This window comes from Halorubrum sp. Atlit-28R (assembly GCF_003665955.1).
Classification (GTDB): domain Archaea; phylum Halobacteriota; class Halobacteria; order Halobacteriales; family Haloferacaceae; genus Halorubrum; species Halorubrum tropicale.
Map to the genome: position 1 here is coordinate 227,839 of NZ_QPLS01000004.1, position 21,533 is coordinate 249,371.

Annotated in this window: 17 protein-coding genes and 1 pseudogene; 9 read left to right on the top strand and 9 right to left on the bottom strand. The window is 63.3% G+C overall.

Annotated elements, in window-relative coordinates; translation table 11 throughout:
* Positions 1-102 precede the first annotated feature (102 nt).
* Positions 103-543, top strand: coding sequence for a DUF5807 family protein (locus DVK06_RS08550; protein WP_121599979.1), 441 nt, complete (start codon positions 103-105; stop codon positions 541-543).
* Positions 544-587: 44 nt separating this feature from the next.
* On the opposite strand, the gene DVK06_RS08555 is transcribed toward DVK06_RS08550, so the two are convergent.
* From DVK06_RS08555 to DVK06_RS08565, 3 genes are all read right to left on the bottom strand, one after another.
* Positions 588-2,240, bottom strand: coding sequence for a long-chain fatty acid--CoA ligase (locus tag DVK06_RS08555; RefSeq protein WP_121599980.1), 1,653 nt, complete (start codon positions 2,238-2,240; stop codon positions 588-590).
* 534 nt (positions 2,241-2,774) lie between these two features.
* Positions 2,775-4,058 carry a homoserine O-acetyltransferase gene (gene metX, locus DVK06_RS08560; protein ID WP_121599981.1) on the bottom strand — a complete coding sequence of 428 codons (1,284 nt, stop codon included), beginning with the start codon at positions 4,056-4,058 and terminating at the stop codon, positions 2,775-2,777.
* A 1-nt stretch (position 4,059) separates the two neighbouring features.
* Complete coding sequence (locus DVK06_RS08565) at positions 4,060-5,361, bottom strand: O-acetylhomoserine aminocarboxypropyltransferase/cysteine synthase family protein (RefSeq protein WP_121599982.1); 1,302 nt, start codon at positions 5,359-5,361, stop codon at positions 4,060-4,062.
* Positions 5,362-5,558: 197 nt separating this feature from the next.
* Here DVK06_RS08565 and DVK06_RS08570 point away from each other — a divergent pair, with 197 nt between their 5' ends.
* Positions 5,559-6,977, top strand: a complete 1,419-nt coding sequence (locus DVK06_RS08570; RefSeq protein ID WP_121599983.1) for a DHH family phosphoesterase — start codon at positions 5,559-5,561, stop codon at positions 6,975-6,977.
* Between the two features lie 53 nt (positions 6,978-7,030).
* A complete protein-coding gene (locus DVK06_RS18655; RefSeq protein WP_158600068.1) occupies positions 7,031-7,186 on the top strand; it encodes a hypothetical protein in 156 nt (51 codons plus the stop codon).
* A 391-nt stretch (positions 7,187-7,577) separates the two neighbouring features.
* Here the strand turns inward: DVK06_RS18655 and DVK06_RS08575 are convergent, their stop codons facing one another.
* Positions 7,578-8,141: a HalX domain-containing protein gene (locus DVK06_RS08575; RefSeq protein WP_121599984.1), complete on the bottom strand. Its 564-nt coding sequence runs from the start codon at positions 8,139-8,141 to the stop codon at positions 7,578-7,580.
* Positions 8,142-8,285: 144 nt separating this feature from the next.
* Between DVK06_RS08575 and DVK06_RS08580 the strand changes: the two genes are divergently transcribed.
* Positions 8,286-9,017, top strand: a complete 732-nt coding sequence (locus tag DVK06_RS08580; protein WP_121598121.1) for an ATPase domain-containing protein — start codon at positions 8,286-8,288, stop codon at positions 9,015-9,017.
* A 27-nt stretch (positions 9,018-9,044) separates the two neighbouring features.
* Here DVK06_RS08580 and DVK06_RS08585 read toward each other — a convergent pair whose 3' ends face one another.
* Complete coding sequence (locus DVK06_RS08585; RefSeq protein ID WP_121599985.1) at positions 9,045-9,383, bottom strand: helix-turn-helix domain-containing protein; 339 nt, start codon at positions 9,381-9,383, stop codon at positions 9,045-9,047.
* Positions 9,384-9,567: 184 nt separating this feature from the next.
* On the opposite strand from DVK06_RS08585, the gene DVK06_RS08590 reads away from it, so the two are divergent.
* From DVK06_RS08590 to DVK06_RS08610, 5 genes and pseudogenes are all read left to right on the top strand, one after another.
* On the top strand, positions 9,568-9,906 hold the full coding sequence (locus DVK06_RS08590; RefSeq protein ID WP_121599986.1) for a hypothetical protein: 339 nt from the start codon (positions 9,568-9,570) through the stop codon (positions 9,904-9,906).
* A gap of 191 nt (positions 9,907-10,097) precedes the next feature.
* Entirely contained in the window at positions 10,098-10,685 is a 588-nt protein-coding gene (locus DVK06_RS08595) for an SHOCT domain-containing protein (RefSeq protein ID WP_121599987.1), read from the top strand.
* Between the two features lie 325 nt (positions 10,686-11,010).
* Complete coding sequence (locus tag DVK06_RS08600) at positions 11,011-11,625, top strand: archaellin/type IV pilin N-terminal domain-containing protein (protein WP_121599988.1); 615 nt, start codon at positions 11,011-11,013, stop codon at positions 11,623-11,625.
* 2 nt (positions 11,626-11,627) lie between these two features.
* Positions 11,628-12,218 (top strand): annotated as a pseudogene (locus tag DVK06_RS19980) (archaellin/type IV pilin N-terminal domain-containing protein); the annotation flags it as partial.
* Between the two features lie 774 nt (positions 12,219-12,992).
* Positions 12,993-13,814, top strand: coding sequence for a hypothetical protein (locus DVK06_RS08610; protein ID WP_121599989.1), 822 nt, complete (start codon positions 12,993-12,995; stop codon positions 13,812-13,814).
* Positions 13,815-15,082: 1,268 nt separating this feature from the next.
* Here DVK06_RS08610 and DVK06_RS18215 read toward each other — a convergent pair.
* From DVK06_RS18215 to DVK06_RS08635, 4 genes are all read right to left on the bottom strand, one after another.
* Positions 15,083-15,406, bottom strand: a complete 324-nt coding sequence (locus tag DVK06_RS18215; protein WP_147438056.1) for a hypothetical protein — start codon at positions 15,404-15,406, stop codon at positions 15,083-15,085.
* A gap of 47 nt (positions 15,407-15,453) precedes the next feature.
* Positions 15,454-17,772 (bottom strand): hypothetical protein, encoded by a 2,319-nt coding sequence (locus tag DVK06_RS08625; RefSeq protein WP_147438057.1) that lies wholly within the window; start codon positions 17,770-17,772, stop codon positions 15,454-15,456.
* A gap of 2,096 nt (positions 17,773-19,868) precedes the next feature.
* Positions 19,869-20,441, bottom strand: coding sequence for a helix-turn-helix domain-containing protein (locus DVK06_RS08630; RefSeq protein ID WP_121599992.1), 573 nt, complete (start codon positions 20,439-20,441; stop codon positions 19,869-19,871).
* A 633-nt stretch (positions 20,442-21,074) separates the two neighbouring features.
* Complete coding sequence (locus DVK06_RS08635; protein ID WP_121599993.1) at positions 21,075-21,515, bottom strand: zinc ribbon domain-containing protein; 441 nt, start codon at positions 21,513-21,515, stop codon at positions 21,075-21,077.
* Between the last annotated feature and the right edge of the window lie 18 nt (positions 21,516-21,533).

A 21,533-nucleotide genomic window follows, 5' to 3' on the forward strand; every position in this document is an offset into this window, starting at 1 on the left:
CCGGTCGGTCGACCGCGACGCGCGCCGCCTCCGGTCGGAAGGGCCCGCTCGGCGCTCGGGCCGACTCGCACGCCTTTTACCGCTCACGCGCCTCCGACCGCCATGAGCAACCTCGACGAGTTCCTCGCGGGCGAGCGGCTCGACGACGTGGTCTTCTACCTGAGCGACGAGTACCTTGACGACGACTCCCGGCTGCGCGCGGTCGGGACCGAGACGGCGGGCGGCGTGCGACTGATCCTCGACGGCGAGACCGGGCGGTCCGCGTTCCAGGCCGGCACGGGCATGGGCGCGATGGAGTTCGCGAAGACGGCGATGGACGCCGACGGCGAGATCGCGCGCTCGCTTGACGACGGGGCGTGCCCGGTCGCGGACGACGCCGACGCCGACGACCACGCGATCCGGTTCGTCTTCGCGTTCGTGGAGGCGCAGAACGAGGAGGTCGGCGGCCTCTACGCCGAGGGCGACGTGGTCCACGCGTACGCCCACTGCACGTGCGGCGAGAGCTACTCGCACAAGTGGGTGATCGGCGACCGCGACGACTGAAGTCTGGGCGAGCGCACGGTGCGCTCGCTGCGCGCGGCGGCGCGTTACTCCCCGTCGGGGGCGTCGTCTTCCGGCACGGCGCCCTCGACGAGCGACTGGTCGCCGTACTGCTCGCGCAGGTCCTTCTTCGAGAACTTCCCGGTGGCGGTCTTCGGTACCTCGTCGATGAACTCCACCGCGTCGGGCACCCACCACTTGGGGTAGTCGTCGCGGAGGCCGGACTCGATCCGGTCGACGAGGGCCTCGCGGTCGACGCCCTCGGCCACGACGACGAACGCCACGGGCCGCTCCTGCCAGCGCTCGTGGGGCACGCCGACGACGGCCGCCTCGCTGACGCCGTCGTACGCCATGATCGCGTTCTCCAACTCGACGCTCGATATCCACTCGCCGCCGGACTTGATCACGTCCTTCGTCCGGTCGACGAGCTGCATGTAGCCGTCCTCGTCGACGGTGACCACGTCGCCGGTCTTCAGCCAGCCGTCGACGAACTCCTCCTCGTTGGCCTCGGGGCGCTTGAAGTACTCCTTCGTGACCCACGGGCCGCGGATGCGGAGCTCGCCGAACTCCTCGCCGTCCCACGCGATCTCCTCGCCGTTCTCGTCGATGACCTCGAACTCCAGTCCGGGGGCGACGAGGCCCTGCTTCGAGCGCTTGTTCACCTGCGTCTCGTAGTCGGCGTCCCGCAGGTCATCCTTGAGGTGCGAGACGGTACCGATCGGCGACAGCTCCGTCATCCCCCACGCGTGGAGCACCTCGACGTCGCGCTCGTCGTACCACTCGATCAGCGCCTGCGGCGCGGCCGCGCCGCCGATGATCACGGTGTCGAGCGTCGAGAGGTCCACCTCGTTGCCTCCCTCGATGTACTCGCGCAGGCCGAGCCACACGGTCGGTACGCCCGCGGAGATGGTGACGCCCTCCTCCTCGATCAGCGCCGCGAGGTCGGCCGGGTCCGGCGACGGCCCGGGGTAGACGTGCTTCGCGCCCGCGGCGGCCGCGGTGAACGGCATCCCCCACGCGTTGACGTGGAACATCGGGACGACGGGCATCACCACGTCGGAGTCCTCCATCGGGATCCCCTGCGGCGTCTGGGAGGCCATCGTGTGGCTCCACAGCATCGACTGGGTGTACTCGACGCCCTTCGGCTTCCCCGTCGTGCCGGAGGTGTAACAGAGGCCGGCGGGCTGGTCGCCGTCGAGGTCGGGCCAGTCGTACTCCGTCGAGTGGTCCGCGATGAACTCCTCGTAGGCGGGCGCGTCGAGCGCGTCGATCCCCTCGGAGCCCATGGCGACGAAGTCGACGCCCTCGAACTCTTCCGCGCCCTCCGCGGCGCCCGCGATCTTCTCGGCCAGCGACGGGTCGACGAAGACGATCTCGTCGTCCGCGTCGTCGACGATGTACCGGATGTGTTCGTCCGGCAGCAGGGGGTTGATCGTGTGGAGCTGCGCGCCCGTGTTCGGGACGCCGAAGTACGTCTCGAAGTGCCGGGTGTGGTTCCAGCAGAACGTCGCGACGCGGTCGCCGCGCTCGATCCCGTGGTCGTCCAAGGCGTTCGCCAGCTGCGCGGTCCGGCCGGCGTACTCGGCGTAGGTGTGCCGCGTCCGCCCCTCGTGGGTGCGCGAGACGATTTCCGTGTCGGGGTACAGTCGTTCCGCGCGCCACATGAACGGTCGCAGGGTCTGAGCGTGTCCGCCTGGCATACCTCTCACACCACGCGGTCGGGAACTATGAACGTTATCATGATTGATCGTGATTGTAGGACGCGGGCGACCCCGACGCTGATCGGTGCGATGTCGCTGCCGCCACGGAGAACACCGCCAAAGTTTCAGTTACTCGATAATACGTAGCTGCCGCCACGGAGAACACCGCCGAAGCCCCTGTCGTGAGGACTCGCGCGGCTCGTTGTCGCCCGAAAATCGAGGATTTTCGGGATGACGAGAGAGCTTTGCTCTCTCGAACCACGCGCTTCAGTCGCTCACTTCGTTCGCTCCTTCCAGTGCCGCCGGCGGCTCCGCCGCCGGCTGCCCGTGGCGCGTCGCGCCACGCTGCTTACGTCGCCGTGCTTCGTCCTCGCGACTGCCCCTTCGAGTCCCGCCCCGCACAGCGGCCGCGCCTCACGCCTCCCCAGCCTCGTCGGCCTCCCTACAGTCGGCCGACCTCCCTCGCGCGTGCGACTCGCGGCCTTCGGCCGCTCGTCGGCACGCGCCACCGCACTCGTTCCATCAAAAAAGAGACTATCCCCGGAACAGGCTCGCGTGGACGGGCGCGTGGTCCGAGGCGGGCCGGGGGTCGTCGCCGTCGTCGCCGCCCTCGTCGGAGACGGCGCGGCCGTCAACGCCGTCCGCGAGGAAGTCTCGGACCGGCGGGCCGACGTGTTCGGGCTCGACGAGGAACGCGTCGTGGCCGTGGTCGGAGTCGACGACGTGGTGCGCGACCGGCACGCCCGTCTCGCGGAAGGCGTCGGCGAGCGACCCGGACTGCTCGACGGTGAAGTGCCAGTCGGCGGTGAAGCTCATCAGCAGGGCCTCGCCCTCGAACGCGCCGAGCGCGCCGGCGTCGGTGCCGTGGCCGGCGGCGAGGTCGTACTCGTCCATCGCGCGCGTGAGGTAGAGGTAGCTGTTCGCGTCGAAGCGGTCGCCGAACCCCTCCGCCTGGTAGTCGAGGTACGACTCCACCTCGCGGTACGGGAAGAAGCCGGCCGTCGGCTCCGGCGGCAGCCCGAGGTCGCCGTCCTCGCGCGTCAAGGAGTCGCGACCGGCCGACCGGCGCCCGAACTTCCGCTCCATCGACGCCTTCGAGAGGTACATGACGTGCCCGATCTGTCGGGCGATGGCGAGCCCCTCGGTCGGGTCCGGCCGGTCGTCGCCGTAGTAGTCGCCGCCGTTCCAGTCGGCGTCGGCGCGGATCGCCCGACGCGCGACCGCGTCGAGCGCGAGGCACTGCGCGTCGAGCCGCCCCGCGGTCGCGATGGCGACCACGCGGTCGACGTCGTCCGGGTACCGCTTCGCCCACTCCAGGGCGTTCATCCCGCCGACGCTGCCCCCGACGACAGCGCGCAGCCGCCCCACCCCGAGGTGGTCGAGGAGGCGGCGCTGCGCGCGCGCCCAGTCCTCGACCTGGACCGGCGGGAACGCGGTCCCCCACCGGTCGTGGTCGGGCTCCTCGCGCAAATCGAGGTCCGCCGGCCGCTCGCTGGCGGGGCCGGTGGTCCCGTAACAGGAGCCGGGGACGTTCGCGCAGACGACGTAGTACTCGGTCGTGTCGATGGCCTTCCCCGGCCCGACCACGTCGTCCCACCACGCGCGGGCCTGCCCGGCCGTCCCGGCGTCGCGCTCCGGCTCGGGCGACCGCGCGACGTTCTGGCTCCCCGTGAGCGCGTGGCAGATCAGCACGACGTTGTCGCCGTCGAACTCGCCGTGGGTCTCGTAGGCGACCTCGAAGTCGGGGACCGACTGGCCGCACTCGAAGGTGAACTCGCCGAGCTCGGCGACCCCGTGGTCCGTCGGGACGGCGCTCATTTCAGCTCCCCTCCTCGGCTCCGACCGCACGCTCGCCCGCCGCCAGCCCCGCGTCGAGGTCGGCGATCACGTCCTCGGGGTCCTCGATACCGACCGAGAGCCGGAGCATCTCGGGGTAGACGCCGGCGTGCCGCTGTTGATCTTCGTCCATCTGCGCGTGCGTCGTGGAGGCCGGGTGGATGACGAGCGTCTTCGCGTCGCCGATGTTCGCGAGGAAGCTCGTCAGCTCGACCGACTCGCAGAACGTCTTGGCGGCCTCGTAGCCGCCGTCGACGCCGAAGGTGACCATCCCGCCGAAGCCGTCGAGGTACTCGGCGGCGTTGTCGTGGCTCTCGTGGTCCTCGAAGCCGGGGTAGCTCACCCAGTCGACGCGCTCGTCGTCGCGGAGGAACTCGGCGACCGCCCGCGCGTTCTCGCAGTGGCGCTCCATCCGCAAGGGGAGCGTGTTGAGCCCCTGGATCGTCTGCCACGCGTCGAAGGGCGACTGCTGGCCGCCGGTCGGCCGGACGCCGCGCTGGCGGACGACGTTGGCGAACGCGGCGTCGCCGAACTGCTCGACGAAGTCGATGGGATAGGCGGGCGACTCCCCGTCCAACTCGTCGTAGTCGGCGTCTGTGTGGTCCCACGGGAACTGCCCGCCGTCGACGACGACGCCGCCGACGGTGGTGCCGTTGCCCGTGATCCACTTCGTCGTCGACTCCCAGACGATGTCGGCGCCGTGTTCGAACGGCCGGCAGCAGTACGGCGTCGCGAACGTGTTGTCGACGACGAGCGGCACCGCGTGCTCGTGGGCGATCGCGGCGAGCCGCTCGAAGTCGGGCGTGACGAGCGAGGGGTTCGCGATCGTCTCGACGTGGACGTACGCGGTGTCGTCGTCGACCGCGTCCGCGTACGCCTCGTAGTCCAGCGTGTCGACGAGCCGCGTCTCGATCCCGCGGCGGTCCGCGATGCTGGTGAGGTACGCGGCGGTCCCGCCGTACATCTCGGAGCTGGCGACGACGTTGTCGCCCGCGCTCGCGAGGACGGTCGTGATCGCGTCGAACGCGGCCATCCCCGAGCCCGTCGCGACCGCGTCAGACCCGCCCGAGAGGTCGGCGATCCGGTCCTCTAAGACGTTCACCGTCGGATTCGAGAGCCGGGAGTAGATGTGGCCTTCCGCCCGGAGCGCGTACATCTCCGCCGCAGTGTCCGCGTCGTCGAAGACGTACGACGTGGTCTGATGGATCGGCGTGGCGCGGGCGCCGGTGGCCGAGTCGGGCTCGGCGCCGGCGTGGAGGCTCCGGGTGGAAAACCCACGTGTCATGTTTGTTGCTCATACGTCTGCAAACTGCTATAACTGTCAGTTACGGCAATTGATGCCCCTTCGCCGGTGACGCCGGGCGTCGCCGGGACCGGGGCCACGCCGCGCCGGGCTCGCGTAGGCCCCGCGTCGGGCCATCCGGGCCGCGCTCGCCCCGCCGAAGCGTGCGTTTATGACCGGTCGGGCGCCAACCGGTGGTAATGGCAGTCGCCGCCCCAGTCCCCGACCTCGCCGACCGCGCGACCGACTGCGCCGACCGACTGCGCGAGGCCGGCCGGGTGCTGCTCGCGTCGCACATCGACGCCGACGGTATCACGAGCGCCGCGGTCGCCTCGACCGCGCTCGCCCGGGCCGGGATCGACCACGAGGTCGTCTTCGAGAAGCAGCTGGACGCCGACGCGATCGCCGGCGTCGCCGCCCGCGAGTTCGACGTCGTGCTTTTCACCGACTTCGGATCCGGCCAGCTCGACGTGATCGCCGACCACGAGGAGCGCGGCGACTTCGTCCCTGTCATCGCCGACCACCACCAGCCGGCCGACCGCGACACGCGCTACCACCTCAATCCCCTGTTGGAGGGGATCGACGGCGCGAGCGAGCTCTCCGGCGCCGGCGCGAGCTACGTGCTCGCCCGCGCGCTGGAGGGACCGAACGGCGACAACCGCGACCTCGCCGCGCTCGCGGTCGTCGGCGCGGTCGGCGACATGCAGGACTCGGACGGCGGACTCGTCGGCGCCAACGAGTCGATCGTCGCCGACGGCGTCGACGCCGGCGTCTTGGAGGCCCAGACCGACCTCGACCTGTACGGCAGACAGACCCGCCCGCTCCCCAAGTTCCTGGAGTATGCCTCGGACGTGAAGATCCCGGGGGTCTCGAACGACGAGGCGGGCGCGATCGCCTTCCTCACCGACCTCGACGTCGACGTGAAACGCGACGGCGAGTGGCGGCGCTGGGTCGACCTCGACGGCGGGGAGCGACGGACTCTCGCGTCGGCGCTGATGCGCCGTGCGGTCGCCTCCGGCGTCCCATCCGACCGGATCGAGGCGCTCGTCGGCACCGCCTACACGCTGGTCGACGAGAAGCCCGGCACCGAGCTGCGCGACGTCAGCGAGTTCTCGACCCTGCTCAACGCCACCGCGCGCTACGAGCGCGGCGACGTGGGGCTCGCGGTGTGTCTCGGCGACCGCGGCGATGCCCTCGCGGAGGCGCGCCGGCTGCTCCGCACCCACCGGCAGAACCTCTCCGAGGGGCTCCAGTGGGTCAAAAACGAGGGCGTCACCCACAAGGAGCACCTCCAGTGGTTCGACGCCGGATCCCGCATCCGCGAGACCATCGTGGGCATCGTCGCAGGGATGGCGGTCGGCTCCCCCGCGGTCGACCGCTCGAAGCCGGTAATCGCCTTCGCCGAGGAGAGCGCGACGGAGCTGAAGGTGTCCTCGCGCGGCTCGCACGCGCTCGTCAGACGGGGGCTCGACCTGTCCGCGGTGATGCGCGAGGCGAGCCAGGTCGTCGGGGGCGACGGCGGGGGCCATGATGTGGCCGCGGGCGCGACGATTCCGACCGACGAGCGCGACGCGTTCCTCGCCGAGGCGGACCGGATCGTCGGCGAACAGCTCTCCTGAGCCTGTCCGGCCGCCGCGCCGCCCGCGGCAACCCGCTCGGCCGTCGCTTCAGGTTGACGATCGCCTGGTCGACCGGCCTGACCACGAACGCGGGCGTCCACCCCGTGGCGAGGTACGAGCCCGCGGCCGCGCCGGCCGCCGCCGCGAGCGGCGCGTCGCGCTGTTCGGTAACGTCGATCATACACTACCTCGGGATCGCGGTCACTTGAACCACGCCCGCAACGGCCGCTGCGCCCGCGGATACTGCCGTCGTCGCGCTGCGACCGAACGCCCGGGCCGGCCATCGCGCGTCTCGTCGCGTCATGTCCCCGACGAGGTCGACGGCGGGGATATAGATTCTTCAACGACCGGACAACATCCGTTCGGAGTCCGCCTCGGATCCGTTCAAACTTCGTTCGGTATCCCGCCCCAGTCGGCGGGTTCGGGCAGTCGCTCTCGGTCGGAGCACGATAGACGTTTTCTGTCGGAGCGCGGTAACGTTCGGATCGCGCGCGAGCGAGCGACGAAGAAACGCTGTCGCGTTCGGCGCCGCGTCGGGAGCATCGAGCGAGCGGTGGATCGCGGGTCGGTCCCACTGCGGGAACGCCGGGCGGCGTCGCGTCAGGCCTCGCCGAGGTCGCGGAACATCGCGCGGTAGTCGTCGGTTGACAGCAACTCGCCGAGGTCATCGATGTCGGCGTCCAACTCCGCCAGCCGGTCGACGAGTTCGGTGTACGCCTCGCTGCCCTCGCGCTGGGCGGCCGGCTTCTGGGAGTTGAGCACGGCCCGCTTGCTGGCGAGCGCGGCGGCCTCCTGAATAAGTTCGTCGTACTCGCTGCGCGTGAGCAGCGTATCGATGGCCGCGAGCAGCTCACTGCGGCCAACCGGCTTGGTGAGGTACAGGTCGAACCCCATGTCGATGATGTCGAAGTCGGGCTCGACCGCGGTGACCATCGCCACGCGGCAGTCGTACCCCTCCTCGCGGATGTGTCCCAAGACGTTGTCGCCGCTCCCGTCGGGGAGGCGGCGGTCGAGGAGCACCACGTCGACGGTAGCGTCGACGCGGTCTATCGCGTCGGCGGCGGTCTCGGCCACGTCGACCGCGTATCGCTCCTCTAAGAAGCCGGCGTACAGCGCCGCGATGTCTGGTTCGTCCTCCACGATGAGTATCGACGGATCGGTCACCGTCGATCACCGCCGGGAGCGACCGGACACGCTTCACCGGGCATACACGAACGGGCGGCGTGTCGAGAGATAAAACTGTCGCCGTCCGTTCGCTCGGTGTACCGAACCGTCTTTTATATACTCCGGCCGTGTAAGGGGAGACGAATGTCAGAACTCGTCTCCACCGGGGTCGAGGGGCTCGACTCCATTCTCACCGGCGGCATCACCCAGCGGTCGACGGTCCTCGTCTCGGGGAACCCGGGCACCGGCAAGAGCATCTTCGGGATTCAGTACCTCCACCACGGCGTCTCCGAACACGGCGAGCGCGGCGTCTACGTCTCCTTTGAGGAGGACGAGGCGGACATCCGCGGCGCGGCCGAGTCCGTCGGCTTCGAGGGGTTCGACGAGATGGTCGACGACGGCGACATCGTCATCCTCGACAAACGCGAGATGCTCCGGGAGACCGACTTCTCGACCGCGGTCGACCGGCTACTCGACACCGTCGAGGACGGGGAGTTCGACCGGCTCGTCCTCGACTCGCTGTCGATGTTCCAGCTGTTTTTCGACGCCGAACAGGAGAAGCGCACGTACCTGCTGAAGTTCTCCGACATCCTCAAGGCGAACGGGCTCACCTCGCTGCTCATCAACGAGCAGGGCGCCGTCTTCCCCGACACGGAGGTCGGCTTGGAGAACTTCCTCACGGACGGGAACATCTACTTCATCCAGACGCCGACCGACTCGGGCGTCAACCGCTACGTGTGGGTCGCGAAGATGCGGAAACAGGACATCGACACCGACATCTTCCCGATGGAAATCGGACAGGGCGGCATCACCGTCCACGAGCGCGCGGGCGGCTTTTCGATGATGGGCGGCTCCGACGACCAGCCGTCGTTCTGACGGGTCGGGAACCGCCGGGGAACGGCGTTACTCTCGTGTTGAGAGGTCGCGCCAGACGTCATCGAGGCGATTCTTCACCGCCGACCGCTCCTCTACCTCGACCGTGAGCCCGTCGCGGAAGTCGACCTCGACTCCGTCGACCTTCCGACGGTACACCTTCACGCGCCGGTGCTCATCCGAGAGCGGGCGATCGTGTAGTTCGAGGAGGTCCGCCTCCTCTAACTCGTTGATCCGTCGGTAACACGTCGCGATCGGGACGTCCAGCTGATCGCTGAGGTCCTGCGCCGACTTCGGGTCGCTCGTCGCCGTCAGGATGTCCGTGTTGTATTTGTTACCGAGTACGGTGATCAGATCGTCCCCCACCATTCACGTTATCGAGACTGATTTTGTATCTTATAACGGTACCGGTGAGTGCCCCGGGTGGCAACCCCTGTGATCTGGCGCACGGTATGGGACCACGGGCAGTTCGGCGACTCGAATCGGTCCGCCGTGTTATCGCCGCTGATACCCACCCCCGTGGGTTTATGACCGCCGTTCGAGCAGGAGGTGTATGGAGTTCATCGAGGGGTTGTACCTGGTGACGACCACCGTGCTGGCCGGCGCAAGCGCGACGCTCGTCGCCTTTGCCGTCGCGGCGTATCGGTCGTCCGGCCGCACGGCAATGGCGTACCTGGCTGTCGGCTTCGGACTCGTCGTCATCGCGGCGGTCGGGACGCCCGCGGTCGCCTTCCGGACGGAGTTCGAGAACGCCGAGGCGCTGCTGTTAATCAACACCGGACTGCTCGCAGCGTCGATGGCGCTTGTCGCCGGGAGCCTCGTCGTTTACGAGCCCGGAACACAGGAGTTCGTGATCCCCGAATCGGAACTGTCGCGCCTGCGCGATCGGTGACAAACGAGGCGCCCTCTAGCCGGTTCTGCTGTCTCGATTCGCCACCAAGCCGGCCTCCCCGACGCGTTTTTGATTTCGCGTCACGTAGTGATATTGATGACACATCGCTGTCGTGGCGCGGGTGCGAGCACACGAACGGCGCCGCGCCGGCACCGGACGGACGAATCGATCCGACACTGGGAGCACCGGCGATGACGACCGCCGAGGCCCGCGGGGATCGCTCGATGATCGCTCGCCTCTCCGATCTTGCCGCGCGCGCCGGCGTCGGCGCCGGAGTCACGGTGCTCGTGAGCGTCTTGCCCGTCGTCGGTTTAGTTGCGCCCGCGATTGGCGCCGGCGTGGCGAGCTGGACCGACGAGGCCGAGGCGCCCCGCGGCCCGAAGATTGGGGCCGCGACGGGCGCGCTGGTCGCGCTGCTGTCGCTGCCGCTGACGTTCCTCGCGGTCTGGATCGCCGCCGCGGTGTCGCCCGCGGCGACCGTCGGCGTCCTCGCGCTCACGCTCGTCGGCGCCGCGTACGTCGTCGGTAGCGGCGCGCTGGGCGGCTACCTCGCCGATCGCATCGCCGCGGAGCGCGACGCGTCGGCGGCGGGCGTCGCTGACGACGCGACCGCGCCGGTGGAGCGCCTCAAACACCGCTACGTCGAGGGCGAGCTCACGGACGCCGAGTTCGAGCGTCGGCTCGACCGCTTGCTGGCCGCCGACCGCGAGCGGGAGCGTTCCGAGACGCGGTCTCGGTCCGGGCCTGTAACCTCGAAGACGCGTGAACGCGAGCGCTGACGCCCCTCCGGCCTCCCGACGCGGACGCGCGGCCCGACCTACCGGGCGCGTTCCCTCTTTCCCTGACCGCCGATTCGCTCCGTCACTCGCCCGCCGTTGAAGTGCGCTATCCGCCGGCCCGTTGCTCTCACCAGATCCAAAACTGATACCGTCGCGCGGATTTCGTTGATATATTCTGTAACTACCAATGTACAAATAATACTAAAACCGCATGATGGCAGTTGTTTATCAGCCTCGATAACCGGACGCGTGATCTTAAGTAGGAATTCCCCATCGTCATCGATAACGCCCACCGGAAAGGCCGGGGGCCGACGCAACACAACCAATGTTCGAAACCATACTGGACGAGGAAGAACGCGGTCAAGTGGGGATCGGGACCCTCATCGTGTTCATCGCGATGGTGCTGGTGGCGGCGATCGCCGCCGGCGTCCTGATCAACACGGCCGGATTCCTCCAGACACAAGCAGAAGCAACGGGCGAAGAGAGTACAAGCCAGGTGAGCGAACGGCTCCAGGTCGTGAGCCAGTCCGGTAACATCGCTGACAACGTCGCCGGTACCAGTGAGCGCGGCATCGGTTCACTTGAGTTCGTCGTCGCGTCGGCACCCGGCGCGGACAACATCGACCTTGACGAGGTATCGGTGGAGTTAGTCGGGACCTCCGGGCAGGAGACGTTCCAGCTTGACGACGACCCGCCGGCGACCAACGATATCTTCACCAAATCTGGGAATAGCCCCGTCCTGACGGACAACAGTGACCGCGCTGAAGTTGTCGTCGATCTTGAGGCAACTGACACGTTCGAGGACGATAATGGCTACGCGCTCACTGAGGGCGACTCCCTGACAGTGACGTTCACGACCGCTTCCGGCGCATCGACGACGACCGAGATCCGCGTCCCGACCACGCTGGTCGGCGATGACGGCGACTCAGTGAGGCTGTAACAATGTTCGAGTTCATCACTAACAACGACCGCGGTCAGGTCGGTATCGGCACGCTCATCGTGTTCATCGCGATGGTGCTTGTCGCCGCCATCGCCGCGGGCGTCCTGATCAACACGGCTGGGTTCCTCCAGTCGCAGGCGGAATCGACCGGCGAAGAGAGTACGGATCTTGTGTCCGAGCGGATCGAAGTGACGAGTTCCGTCGGGATCGTCAGCGGTGACACCTCGACGCTGAGCGAGATCCGCGTGACGACGACCGGTGCGCCCGGTGCCGACGACATCGACCTGACAGACACAACGATTCAGGCAGTTGGGCCTGGTGGACAAGAGAACCTCGTGTTCACTGACCGGGCGTTCAACGTTCCTGAGAATCCTGGTGCTGGTGGTGTGACTATTCAACAGACAATCCCAGACGACGCTGAAAGTATTCAGGTTCGACTTGGGTCTATCCCCGGTGATGCTACCGAGCTGACGATCACCGATAATAATGCTGGTGATCTTGCCGTGGTAGATGTCAGTTCCCTCGACGCAGGAGAAATCAACGAGATTCCCGTCTCTGCGAGCGATGTGACCACCAGCAGTGCTATCCAAGCATCAATTGACGGCACCCCTGGCGACACTTCTGCTACGATCACACCTGACGACGCCGTACTACCCGGGGTGTCCTCAAGTGACGGATACAGTAGCGTTACTGACGATACTGATTCAGTTGCGATTCAGGACACAATTCGCACGGACACCCGCAAGATTGAGGTCGCTTACGCCGCGTCCACTGGCACCTCTTCTCAGTACCTTCTCGTTTACAACGCAGATGACAATAACAAGGTACTCTACAAAGAGGACTTCGGTGACTCCACTGATGTGGCTGTGACTGAACAGACCATTGATATTACTGGGGAAGGTGTCGAGGACACTGACAGTATCACAGTTGCAGTAGCTGATGGGCCTGACCCCGGAAGCGCAACCACTCAGGCTACGGACTCTACTGCGGCTACTCCGGGGCTCGGGCTCTTCCAAGTCAAGAACCTCAACCCCGGTGAGTTCGCGGTCGGCTCCGACGGAGCCTTCAGGCCTGATCCCGTCCTTGACGATCAGAACCAGTACACGATCCTGTTGAACCCTTCGTCCGGCGCGTTCGCTGACGAGTCGGCGTTCGGTGAGAGCGACGACGCGACGCTCGACCTCGTCTCGCCCGCTGGCGCGACGACGCAGGTCGAACTGACCGCCCCTGACCTCTTCAGCGAGACGGGCGAAGCAGTTCGCCTCTAACGCGGACACACAGACACACAACCACTCTCACCGCGGAGACCGACTCCGCGGCGGGAACCCGCCGCAACACCTATTTTACGGCGCGCGCTACCACGATTCATGAGTGATTACGACGCGCCCACGGCCGACCCGGACGCGCCGCCCGCGGATCCCGACGAACTCGACTTCACCGACGACGAGAGCGTCGTTGAAATCGATGAAGGGCGATACGTCGTTGGGACGAACGGCCGCCCCAACGTCGGGCGCTCGCAGGACGACCGCCGACCGCCGCCGGACGACGCGGCTCCTCACGCCGACTCGGGCGAGTTCACCGCCGCGGAGCCCGCGAGTCCGGATGACCGCCGCCCGGCCGGTGACGACCCGCGGGCGAGCGCCGCCGGTCCCGGCGTCGAGGACCGCGACCAGCGACAGGCCGATGAGCGGGGTCGATCGGGGGGACGGCAGCGTGGCGGCGAGCAAGGACAGCCCGGGAGGCAGGACCGCGCAAGCGGCGAAAGCGGTGTCGGGCGTCAGGGTCGCGCTGGGTCGCGTTCAGGCGGTCGGCAGTCTCCACCCGGCACGGACGCGGTTGACCGGCAGGCGGTGAGCCGGTGGCTAGCGACCTCTTTCGACAACGACGGCTTCGACTACGGTATCGACGCGACGCTCCATGCGAACGGCGACACCACCCGCCAGCGGACCGTGTCGAACGATGTGACGGCGACGTTCGACACGCTGATCTCGTGGTTCGCCTCCAATGCGGGGCCGAACTCCCCCACGCCGGAGGCGATCGGGCTGCTGCTCGCGGCCTCCGAGACGACGGTGGATATTCCACCGGTGATAATAAAGCGGTTTGCGGCGAGTCAGGGCCTATCCGCGAGCGACAGCATCGGCGATCTGGTGCGTGCCGCCGAAGAGGAGGGCGGCTTCCGGATCGAATGATATCCTTCCACAGCTGAAGAGTGGGATACCCGGCGTTCAAGCAGAGAAGATACTGATCTATAGTTACTTCGCTAATTCACCTTCTGCCGAGTGAGTATCCACCGTAACCCCCCACCCCCCTCCCCTACTTCCCTCGGTCTTTCGGCTTCACTCGTTGAGGGAGGAGCTTTGATGTGGGACTCGCCGTCAGTTGTCGCCGGAGAGGAAGATTGTTCCTCGCCCGTACCGAACGACCTTCGGGGTCGGCATCTCCACCATTCTGGGGCCGGGCTACTGCGGCCCGTGATACCGGCGACTTGTGCGACGGTATCACTCGTTACTGGTACGGCGGTCCCAGAAAAGAGTGTATTGGATAGCGGCTCAGATGGCAGAAGCCGCATTGTCCGTTCCCCACCATGTCGGTTTCCTCCCCACCCTACTCGCTTTGTCTTTCCGACCAGCCGGAAGCCCTCGCTCCTTGAGGCTGGGGGCTCCGCCTCAAAAGATGCTGAAGCAGCACAGCAAGCGCCGCTGAGAACGCTGGACCCGGCCGGTACACGTCTGAGGCGTCTCCCTCTTGTATAACTCCAGCCTCTAGAAGTGGCTCGAGGTGCGATCGCTTGAGGTTGCGGCGTCGATTTCGAACCTCACTCGTCTCTACCCGGTCTAGTGTACAGTCCTCTTCAAATGCGGTGAGCGTCTGGGCCACCTGCTATAGATGAACCTGTGAATGCGGCGCAACCGCAAGCAACAACAAGACAGCCCGTTTGCGGTGATGGCTCAACAGATAGAAGATATCACCATCGCGAATGAGTGAGAGCTCTGACCCTTTTCCAGGCCCGTCGTACGTCTCGTCACTCATTCCAACCGTCTGTGGTTGCTTCACCCAAACGACGCGACCCACCAACTTGCCCGTCGTGGAGTCTGACATCGTCGACAGGCTCGCGACCAATCGGCCGCCATGTACAGCCAGTCCACTCGTCTTCGATCCGCCACCAGCCAGGGCCGTTCGAGCGCCGCTCAAATCGTGTTCGATGCCGACTTGCGCGTGCTGGCGTGTACTCGATCGTGAACGGCGTATCATGTGTCTGTTCCTCGTCGTCGACGCCGCAGTCCGGCGCCTCCTCTGTATGTTCGCTCATCACGTAGCGGGCTTTTCTTGATAGCCCAACGCCCCCACCAGGGCATACAAACAGAACTCTCGGCGTACCACACCGAGAAAACAGGCAGACTACAAACCCAAATATCCCAACGTTCGGAAACCTCCCGGCTTCAGACGCAGGAGGGTGTCAATCTGAGACAGGCACCGACAAATCAATGATCAACGAACCAATCGCAGCACTCCACTCTGCCTGATAGCGCTGCGTCTGGGTGTGGTGATAATTATGCTGGCGCAAAAACGAGCGACAATTAATCCGTCTCCCAGAACTCTGATAGGACAGCTCATACGTTTCTTCAGCCTGCGTCTCAACCGGCTGGATATAGATCAGCGGGTGTTCGGTGTGAGTCCCAAGTCGCACCCACGACGTATCGGTAAAATGTGCTTGATGGGCCTCACTGAGGAGAAATATCCGTTCCGACTCAATTGAAACAGCATAGTGTTCGGTCTCCATCCAAGTTCTCTCTATACTACTCCACACCGTAGAGTCAGATATACGTTTCAGGAACCTCCGGGGATGTCATCGCGATCCGCGAGCCCGTAAATTAGTGGCTCGTGAAGCACCGAATCCCCCTCCTCGAGCCACTCCGCCGGGTACGACGGCTCAGTTGAGAGCCCCGGTAACTCAGGCGAGACGAGTCCGCGATCGTACCGGAGCGCTGCGCCGACGTAGAAGTACCGTTTATTGACATTATCACGGTTAATGTATTCCGGCCGAGATTTCCCGTAGACGGCTTTTGCGGGCTTTCCCTCGTGACTGAGCTTCCCGATCCAATCTCGAATGAAGGGCCGACAGTCGGGCCTAGGAAGCTTCACGTCGTCCGGCCGATCGATAACGAATGTGTTGAAGGCGTCCTTGTGACTGGCTTCGTGACGTTCCATCGTTTTCTCATATTGATCCCAGTCAGCGACGATGTCGTGCTCGGTGAGCTCCCCCTTTTTTGGGTCATACGTGAATATTGCCTCGACGAAATCGAGGTAGCTCAGATCGACGGGCCGGTGACACGGGCTCATATGCGTATTCGAGATGAGGTCGTCGTCGGCCACATCCTGGATCACGGTGCCGTCTTCGTCTTCGACGATGAACCGCCCGTCTTCTGTATACTGACGTGGGGTGTAGTACTCGAATTCGCTGAACGGGGTCGTGGCGTCGCCTCGTGCTAGGACGGTCTCATCGTCACCGAGCAAGACGAATTCATTCTCCCACGTCAGCCACCACTCAGATTCAGTCACTCCCTCGGGTAACAAGAGTGTTTTCCCATCTTGGACGATGTCTTTGCTGAGATTATACTGCTTTGTCTTCGCCTCGTCGATATCCTTCATCGGCTTTGCCGCCGCGTTCACAGCCCAATACCCGATGCGCTCGGCCGACTCTAACTGGCCATCGTCGTTTTCTTGTGGGACCATCACCATAATCGTCTTATATCCCCACACCGCCTGTCGAACCAAGTTCGTGTAGACGCTCGCTGCCTTGGTTCGCGTTGTTGATTCGACTTCGACGGCGAAGATTTCGCCACTCGGGTCCATCACCCAGAGGTCGGGTCGTGACCCAGTATCCTGGGTGACGATTATCACCTCATAGCCGAGTTGTCGAAACGCGACTGCTGTCTGTTTGATTCCCTCTTGGTGCGGTTCTTCGCCGTCGTTTTCCACCGAACCCATGTCCACGTCTGCCGAGTCCGGGACTGTCTGTTCGATCCGAATCGGGACGGGTTCGAAGGTCGGTTCATGTGAGACCGTCTCAATCTCGTCGACTCGGGGCCCGATGCCGTTGACGTCTTCCCATGGATCCCCAGTAGACGGCGCCCCGACGAGGCGAACGAATTGTGACAGATCCGCCTCACGGGTCATGACGCTCGTATACGCACAGAGACGCTCGAGATTATTTCCCGCACCGTAGCGTCCACGACGGATTTCGTCGAACTCAGGATCGCCATTGAGGAACGCTTTCTCACTCCGGAAATGGCCGAGCGAACTCTTCGTTCGCGGGACGGTACTTTCCCAGCTGAGGTGATCAACGTTGTACTGGTCGTCAATGCGGTCGAGGTTTGAGCTGACGCCGAGTTTCGCGAAGTTCTCGAGCGGATCGATCGTTCGGCCGTACTGGAGGACGTCTGCGTACTCACGATCAGTATTGATCCGATGGCGCGGATCAAAAAGCGTCACCCGCGGTGTAACCTGGTACGTGAAATTCTCAGGGAGTCCACGTCCGCCCTTGCGACGAATGTGTGCGTAGTACAAAAGCGGCTCATCGCGAAGGTCATCGAAGAGCGCCGAGAGCCCGCAGCCAGCGATTTTTTGACCGTGCGCGACTTTCTGGTTGGTCTCAGTCATTACCCCACGGGCGGTGACTGCTGGCTCCCCAAACATCCCGAGCGGCAGCGTTCCAATCTGCGGGTCGATCCACTCTGGGAGCTGTTCGTTGTTACACGTAGAATCCTCGCCGCTCAGCCGCTCGTACAACGACTTGAGGGGCTCTTCTAAGACACTGTCGCCGCTTTTGACATCGGTGGGGTCGCCGTATTCGCGAGTGACGCTTTTTGCGCCGTACGCGCCCATTGCGCAGACGACCGCTCCACGCGCGGTCCACGCAAAAAAATCGAGATGATCAATATGCTTTTCTCCCTCGTACAGATCCCGGATGACCCACGTCAGGTGCTCTTTGAAGTTCTCAAGTTGGTCTCGGTTGTCATCCTCGATCTCGAAGAACACCACATGTTCTCTGTCGTATGGCGTCGGTGGGTTCTTCACGGGATGGACCTCGATTAGCTGGTCATCCGGCAGGCGTGTCTCTGGATTGGCTGGCTGCGTTGTTGCCATTACTAGGTCACCTCTGTGCTCGGTGTCACGACGGGGTGTGCGCCCGCCGATTTGGGTGTCCGATGATTGTGCGTCATATTTGTCGTCGACTATCCAAACACCCGATTGTCGTATAATGTCTCTGTGAGTCAACGATTCGGAATATATTCGCCCAAATTCGACATTATACAGCAGTTACTATTTGTTCAAGAAAGAACGGTGTGGGCTCACGAGCAGTCCGTTCACAGCGAGTTTACCTTCTCACAGCACGTCGTGAGCGGTGCCAGAGCGATTCGTGAACTGTCCGTGAGCATTCTCTGAGTGGTCCGTCTTATCTGAGTTTCAAGACCGACATTCACGCGTTTTTTCTCCGTGAGAACAATCTCTCAACCGAATATCTTCTCCGTGAGAACAATCTCTCAACCGAATATCTTCTCCGTGAGAACAATCTCTCAACCGAATATCTTCTCCGTGAGGGGAGCCTGTAGTCCTCACAAAATCCTCGTGAGAGAGGCTTCAACTAGAGAGTATGTTGGTGTCAAACGATCATAGATCTGCCACCCAAACGTCCTCGAAGGACTTACGAGCGAGTCGACAGTGTTCCACTCTCTTGGCATCGGGACAGGAACGAACACCCATGTAGGGACTCCCAGTCACTTCTTCAACCGGTGGCGAGCGATGCTTCAGTTTGCGTACAACGAGCCCAGAGATTGGTGCGATCAGAGGAACTTCACCGGTGAGTCTGGTGTGTGAAGCCAGCCAATCAGGCTCACTTTCTATCGCAGAGACGGAGACAAACAGCGAACACTTCGGTGGGACATCGTCACCAGAGTCTGTTCGGTGACGCTCGTGGTGCCGATAGTGACCGACTGTGGTCCCTCTAGGGAGTCTCAACACTATTGTGTTCTCGGTGTTTTTGTTGTCCTTACAGCAGCTCAGCACGTCTCTCACACCGGATCGATATCCAAGCTACCGACGGTATTCCTTCAGATGTCGGGCCACGTTGGATGCCATGACAACCCACCAAAAAACATTTATAACTTGATAATTCTATCAGTAACCTCCATCCGATTACAGTGTTTTTCACGTCGCGATCACGCATCGTCGCGACTGACAGGCATACTGAGAGGCATTCGAGATACTGCGGGGCATGTCGTGGATAGATCGCTAGCAGTCGTGGACTTCGGGGCAGTTCTCCCCGACAGATATAATACTAATATGGGGATCAAAGTGCTGTGCGGTAGGATGAGAACATCCTATTTCAGGTGGGACCTAAGAAAGACAACACGGCAGGAGTACAAATTACCAGGACACAGAGATGTCTTGAGAGTCAGTCGAACCTCCACCACTGTTGGAGTCCAATACGTTGGTCGGCACACAGATGCGAGACGGACTCGTTTCTCGTAAGCCAGAACCAACAAAGCGAGTGACAGTACCAGTGACGCGATCCACGCATCCAGTTGCGGAATAGATAGTAGATCATCTGCGGACACGGACAGCCCATCCACTGTCTTTCTCGATCGACTATCCTTCGACAGCCACCCCCCAGATCGGATCCACGACGATGGCCGAGAAGTCGATCGACGAACATGAGCCTAATAGAATTGGTCACCAGCCAGAAGCACAGCGCCAGCACCGCACCGAACATCCGCCAGCGATGAACGAGTAGTTCCCGTGCCGACACACAGACAGTCCGATCGACTCGGCGATCGCCTCATGGATGACTTCACTGATCGTCCAGTAACTCCATCTCAAAACGGGCCCCCGCCGAACTGAATCGGAGCCGTTCACCCCGTGACTCGATCCAGTCTCTTCGAGATTGCTTGGTCAAGTCTGTAGGTGTCATCTCTGACCCCCTTCGAAGCCCAACCGCATCGGACCACCATTCCGAGAACATTCCGCAGGGGTGGTCGCTGCGATCGAATCACAAATAGGTGGTGCTGTCACACGCGCCGAATCGTCTCCACGTCGCTCCCAAGAGTGAACCTAGTCAGCCAAGAGTTGGGGTGAGAAACCACTGACAAAAGAACCCCAGATCTATCCACCCAAACGACTCCCCCTCCACAACATATACTTTTTATGATAGTTCAACGTATTGAACTGGCTTTCATAGAAAATTAATGAGAATCACTGCGGGCAGAAACAGTCCACTTCCCAACTTGGGGGCGGGATCGCATATCGAATGCGTTGCGTTCAGTAGTGTTCGGATGCTGTTTGTCATCCCATTCAACGGCATCAAGAGTGCCTTCGCGTCTCGCCACCTCCAATACGGGCATCGTGTATGAAAACCCGTGATCTGGAAGGATCCGCTCAAGATACGCGTAGTTGTAGGTTACGTTGAATTCAGCCTGGAGCAGCTGGCAGATCTGTTGTGTAGAGCATGGTTGGATCGCATGGACGTGAGATCGAAGGCGTTCCCAGTCATCCTCATCGAGTTTCGGCGGTCGGCCACCGCTTGTGTCCGGTAGCATTGCCTCAAGCCCACCAGCCTTCCACTGCTTCTTCCAACGATACCCGGTCGCTGGCGAGCGTCCCTCCCGTGTAATCGCTTCTGTCACAGAGTCGCCGTGGGCGAGGTTGAGTAGAAACCCAAGTCGCTGGAATTTCTCTACATCAGCAGTCGCACGCATCTGGTCGCGTACTGCTGTCTCTGAGAGTTGTGATTCGATTGGTGGGGAGTCAGGAGGCATACCCAACCTAGATTCTCAATTATTATGTAACTATAGGTCCCTCAAATTCTATCAATTTGGGTAACAAAGAATTCTCCTCGAAACTATCCCCAGTACTCTGTGGCTGGGATCGTGGCTCCGTTCTGTTGTGGAATCTCCTTCTCACAGCTATCGCCGCAACGGCTACACCCCTCTATTAGTATTATATCTATCGGGGGAAAATGCCCTGAAGCCGCTTTCTTCATGCGGTTTCGGGTTGAATGCCCTGCGATCTAGACCCCACGAATTCACTGCCTCGTGGACTGCCTCGCAGCGTGAGAACCCCGAAAAACGACAACTCGGAGGTAGAAGCCGGCATTATTTGTCATAAATGAGCTCTCTCAGCCTCACAATCGTGAGTTAAGGCTCCGCCCTGTCGCCGTGAGTTAACGCGCCGCCGGTCTTGTTTAGACGCGGTGCAGTTGTGTTCTACAGTCGCGATCCCACGGACGAGATCGGGTAGAGAGCTACTTTTGCAGTGATTCAGTTCATCCAACAGAGCAACTAACCTTAGCCGTCGGGAGCGTCTAAACAAGGCCCGCGCCGCCCTGTCGCTGTGAGTTAACGCGCCGCCCTGTCGCTGTGAACTGTGGCGAGAACCCTCGAGAGGCTTGTTTAAACGAGAACAAGCAGCGCGACGCCGATCAGCGCGAATATCGCGTACAGCCCTGCCATTACTTCGCGTTTTAACGGGCTTCCGAGCGGCTCGGCGGTGAGTCGTCGGATCGGCGGGAGGATCGCGATCCCGGCGAGGACCAAGGGGAATGCGCCGGCCGCCGGAACGAGGGTGAGCGCAACGACGACGGTCCCGTACCCGACGACGTAACAGCCGCGCCGCCAGAGCTGCTCACGATCGCTGAGGTCGGCCATGTCCCCGAAACTGTCGGACTCACTAGTGTCGCCGCCTCCGCCGCTACTGCCCGCGACCTGCTCCGCCTGTCGCTGGACGTACTCGTCCAACTCCTCGGCCGCGTCCTCCGTCTGCGGGGCGCCGCACTGCGCGCAGTACCGGGCCTCCTCGCCGACAGACGCCTCACAACGGGGACACGATGGCATCGTAGTCGAATTCGCACG

Excerpts from the sequence above, each read along its gene's own strand:
- DVK06_RS08585 (WP_121599985.1), bottom strand. The coding sequence starts at position 9,383 with ATGGTGGGGGACGATCTGATCACCGTACTCGGTAACAAATACAACACG.
- DVK06_RS08555 (WP_121599980.1), bottom strand. The coding sequence starts at position 2,240 with ATGCCAGGCGGACACGCTCAGACCCTGCGACCGTTCATGTGGCGCGCG.
- DVK06_RS08565 (WP_121599982.1), bottom strand. The coding sequence starts at position 5,361 with ATGACACGTGGGTTTTCCACCCGGAGCCTCCACGCCGGCGCCGAGCCC.
- DVK06_RS08625 (WP_147438057.1), bottom strand. The coding sequence starts at position 17,772 with ATGGCAACAACGCAGCCAGCCAATCCAGAGACACGCCTGCCGGATGAC.
- DVK06_RS08550 (WP_121599979.1), top strand. The coding sequence starts at position 103 with ATGAGCAACCTCGACGAGTTCCTCGCGGGCGAGCGGCTCGACGACGTG.
- DVK06_RS08635 (WP_121599993.1), bottom strand. The coding sequence starts at position 21,515 with ATGCCATCGTGTCCCCGTTGTGAGGCGTCTGTCGGCGAGGAGGCCCGG.
- DVK06_RS08570 (WP_121599983.1), top strand. The coding sequence starts at position 5,559 with ATGGCAGTCGCCGCCCCAGTCCCCGACCTCGCCGACCGCGCGACCGAC.
- DVK06_RS08590 (WP_121599986.1), top strand. The coding sequence starts at position 9,568 with ATGGAGTTCATCGAGGGGTTGTACCTGGTGACGACCACCGTGCTGGCC.
- DVK06_RS08630 (WP_121599992.1), bottom strand. The coding sequence starts at position 20,441 with ATGCCTCCTGACTCCCCACCAATCGAATCACAACTCTCAGAGACAGCA.
- DVK06_RS18215 (WP_147438056.1), bottom strand. The coding sequence starts at position 15,406 with ATGGAGACCGAACACTATGCTGTTTCAATTGAGTCGGAACGGATATTT.
- DVK06_RS08595 (WP_121599987.1), top strand. The coding sequence starts at position 10,098 with ATGACGACCGCCGAGGCCCGCGGGGATCGCTCGATGATCGCTCGCCTC.
- DVK06_RS08600 (WP_121599988.1), top strand. The coding sequence starts at position 11,011 with ATGTTCGAAACCATACTGGACGAGGAAGAACGCGGTCAAGTGGGGATC.
- metX (WP_121599981.1), bottom strand. The coding sequence starts at position 4,058 with ATGAGCGCCGTCCCGACGGACCACGGGGTCGCCGAGCTCGGCGAGTTC.
- DVK06_RS08610 (WP_121599989.1), top strand. The coding sequence starts at position 12,993 with ATGAGTGATTACGACGCGCCCACGGCCGACCCGGACGCGCCGCCCGCG.
- DVK06_RS08580 (WP_121598121.1), top strand. The coding sequence starts at position 8,286 with ATGTCAGAACTCGTCTCCACCGGGGTCGAGGGGCTCGACTCCATTCTC.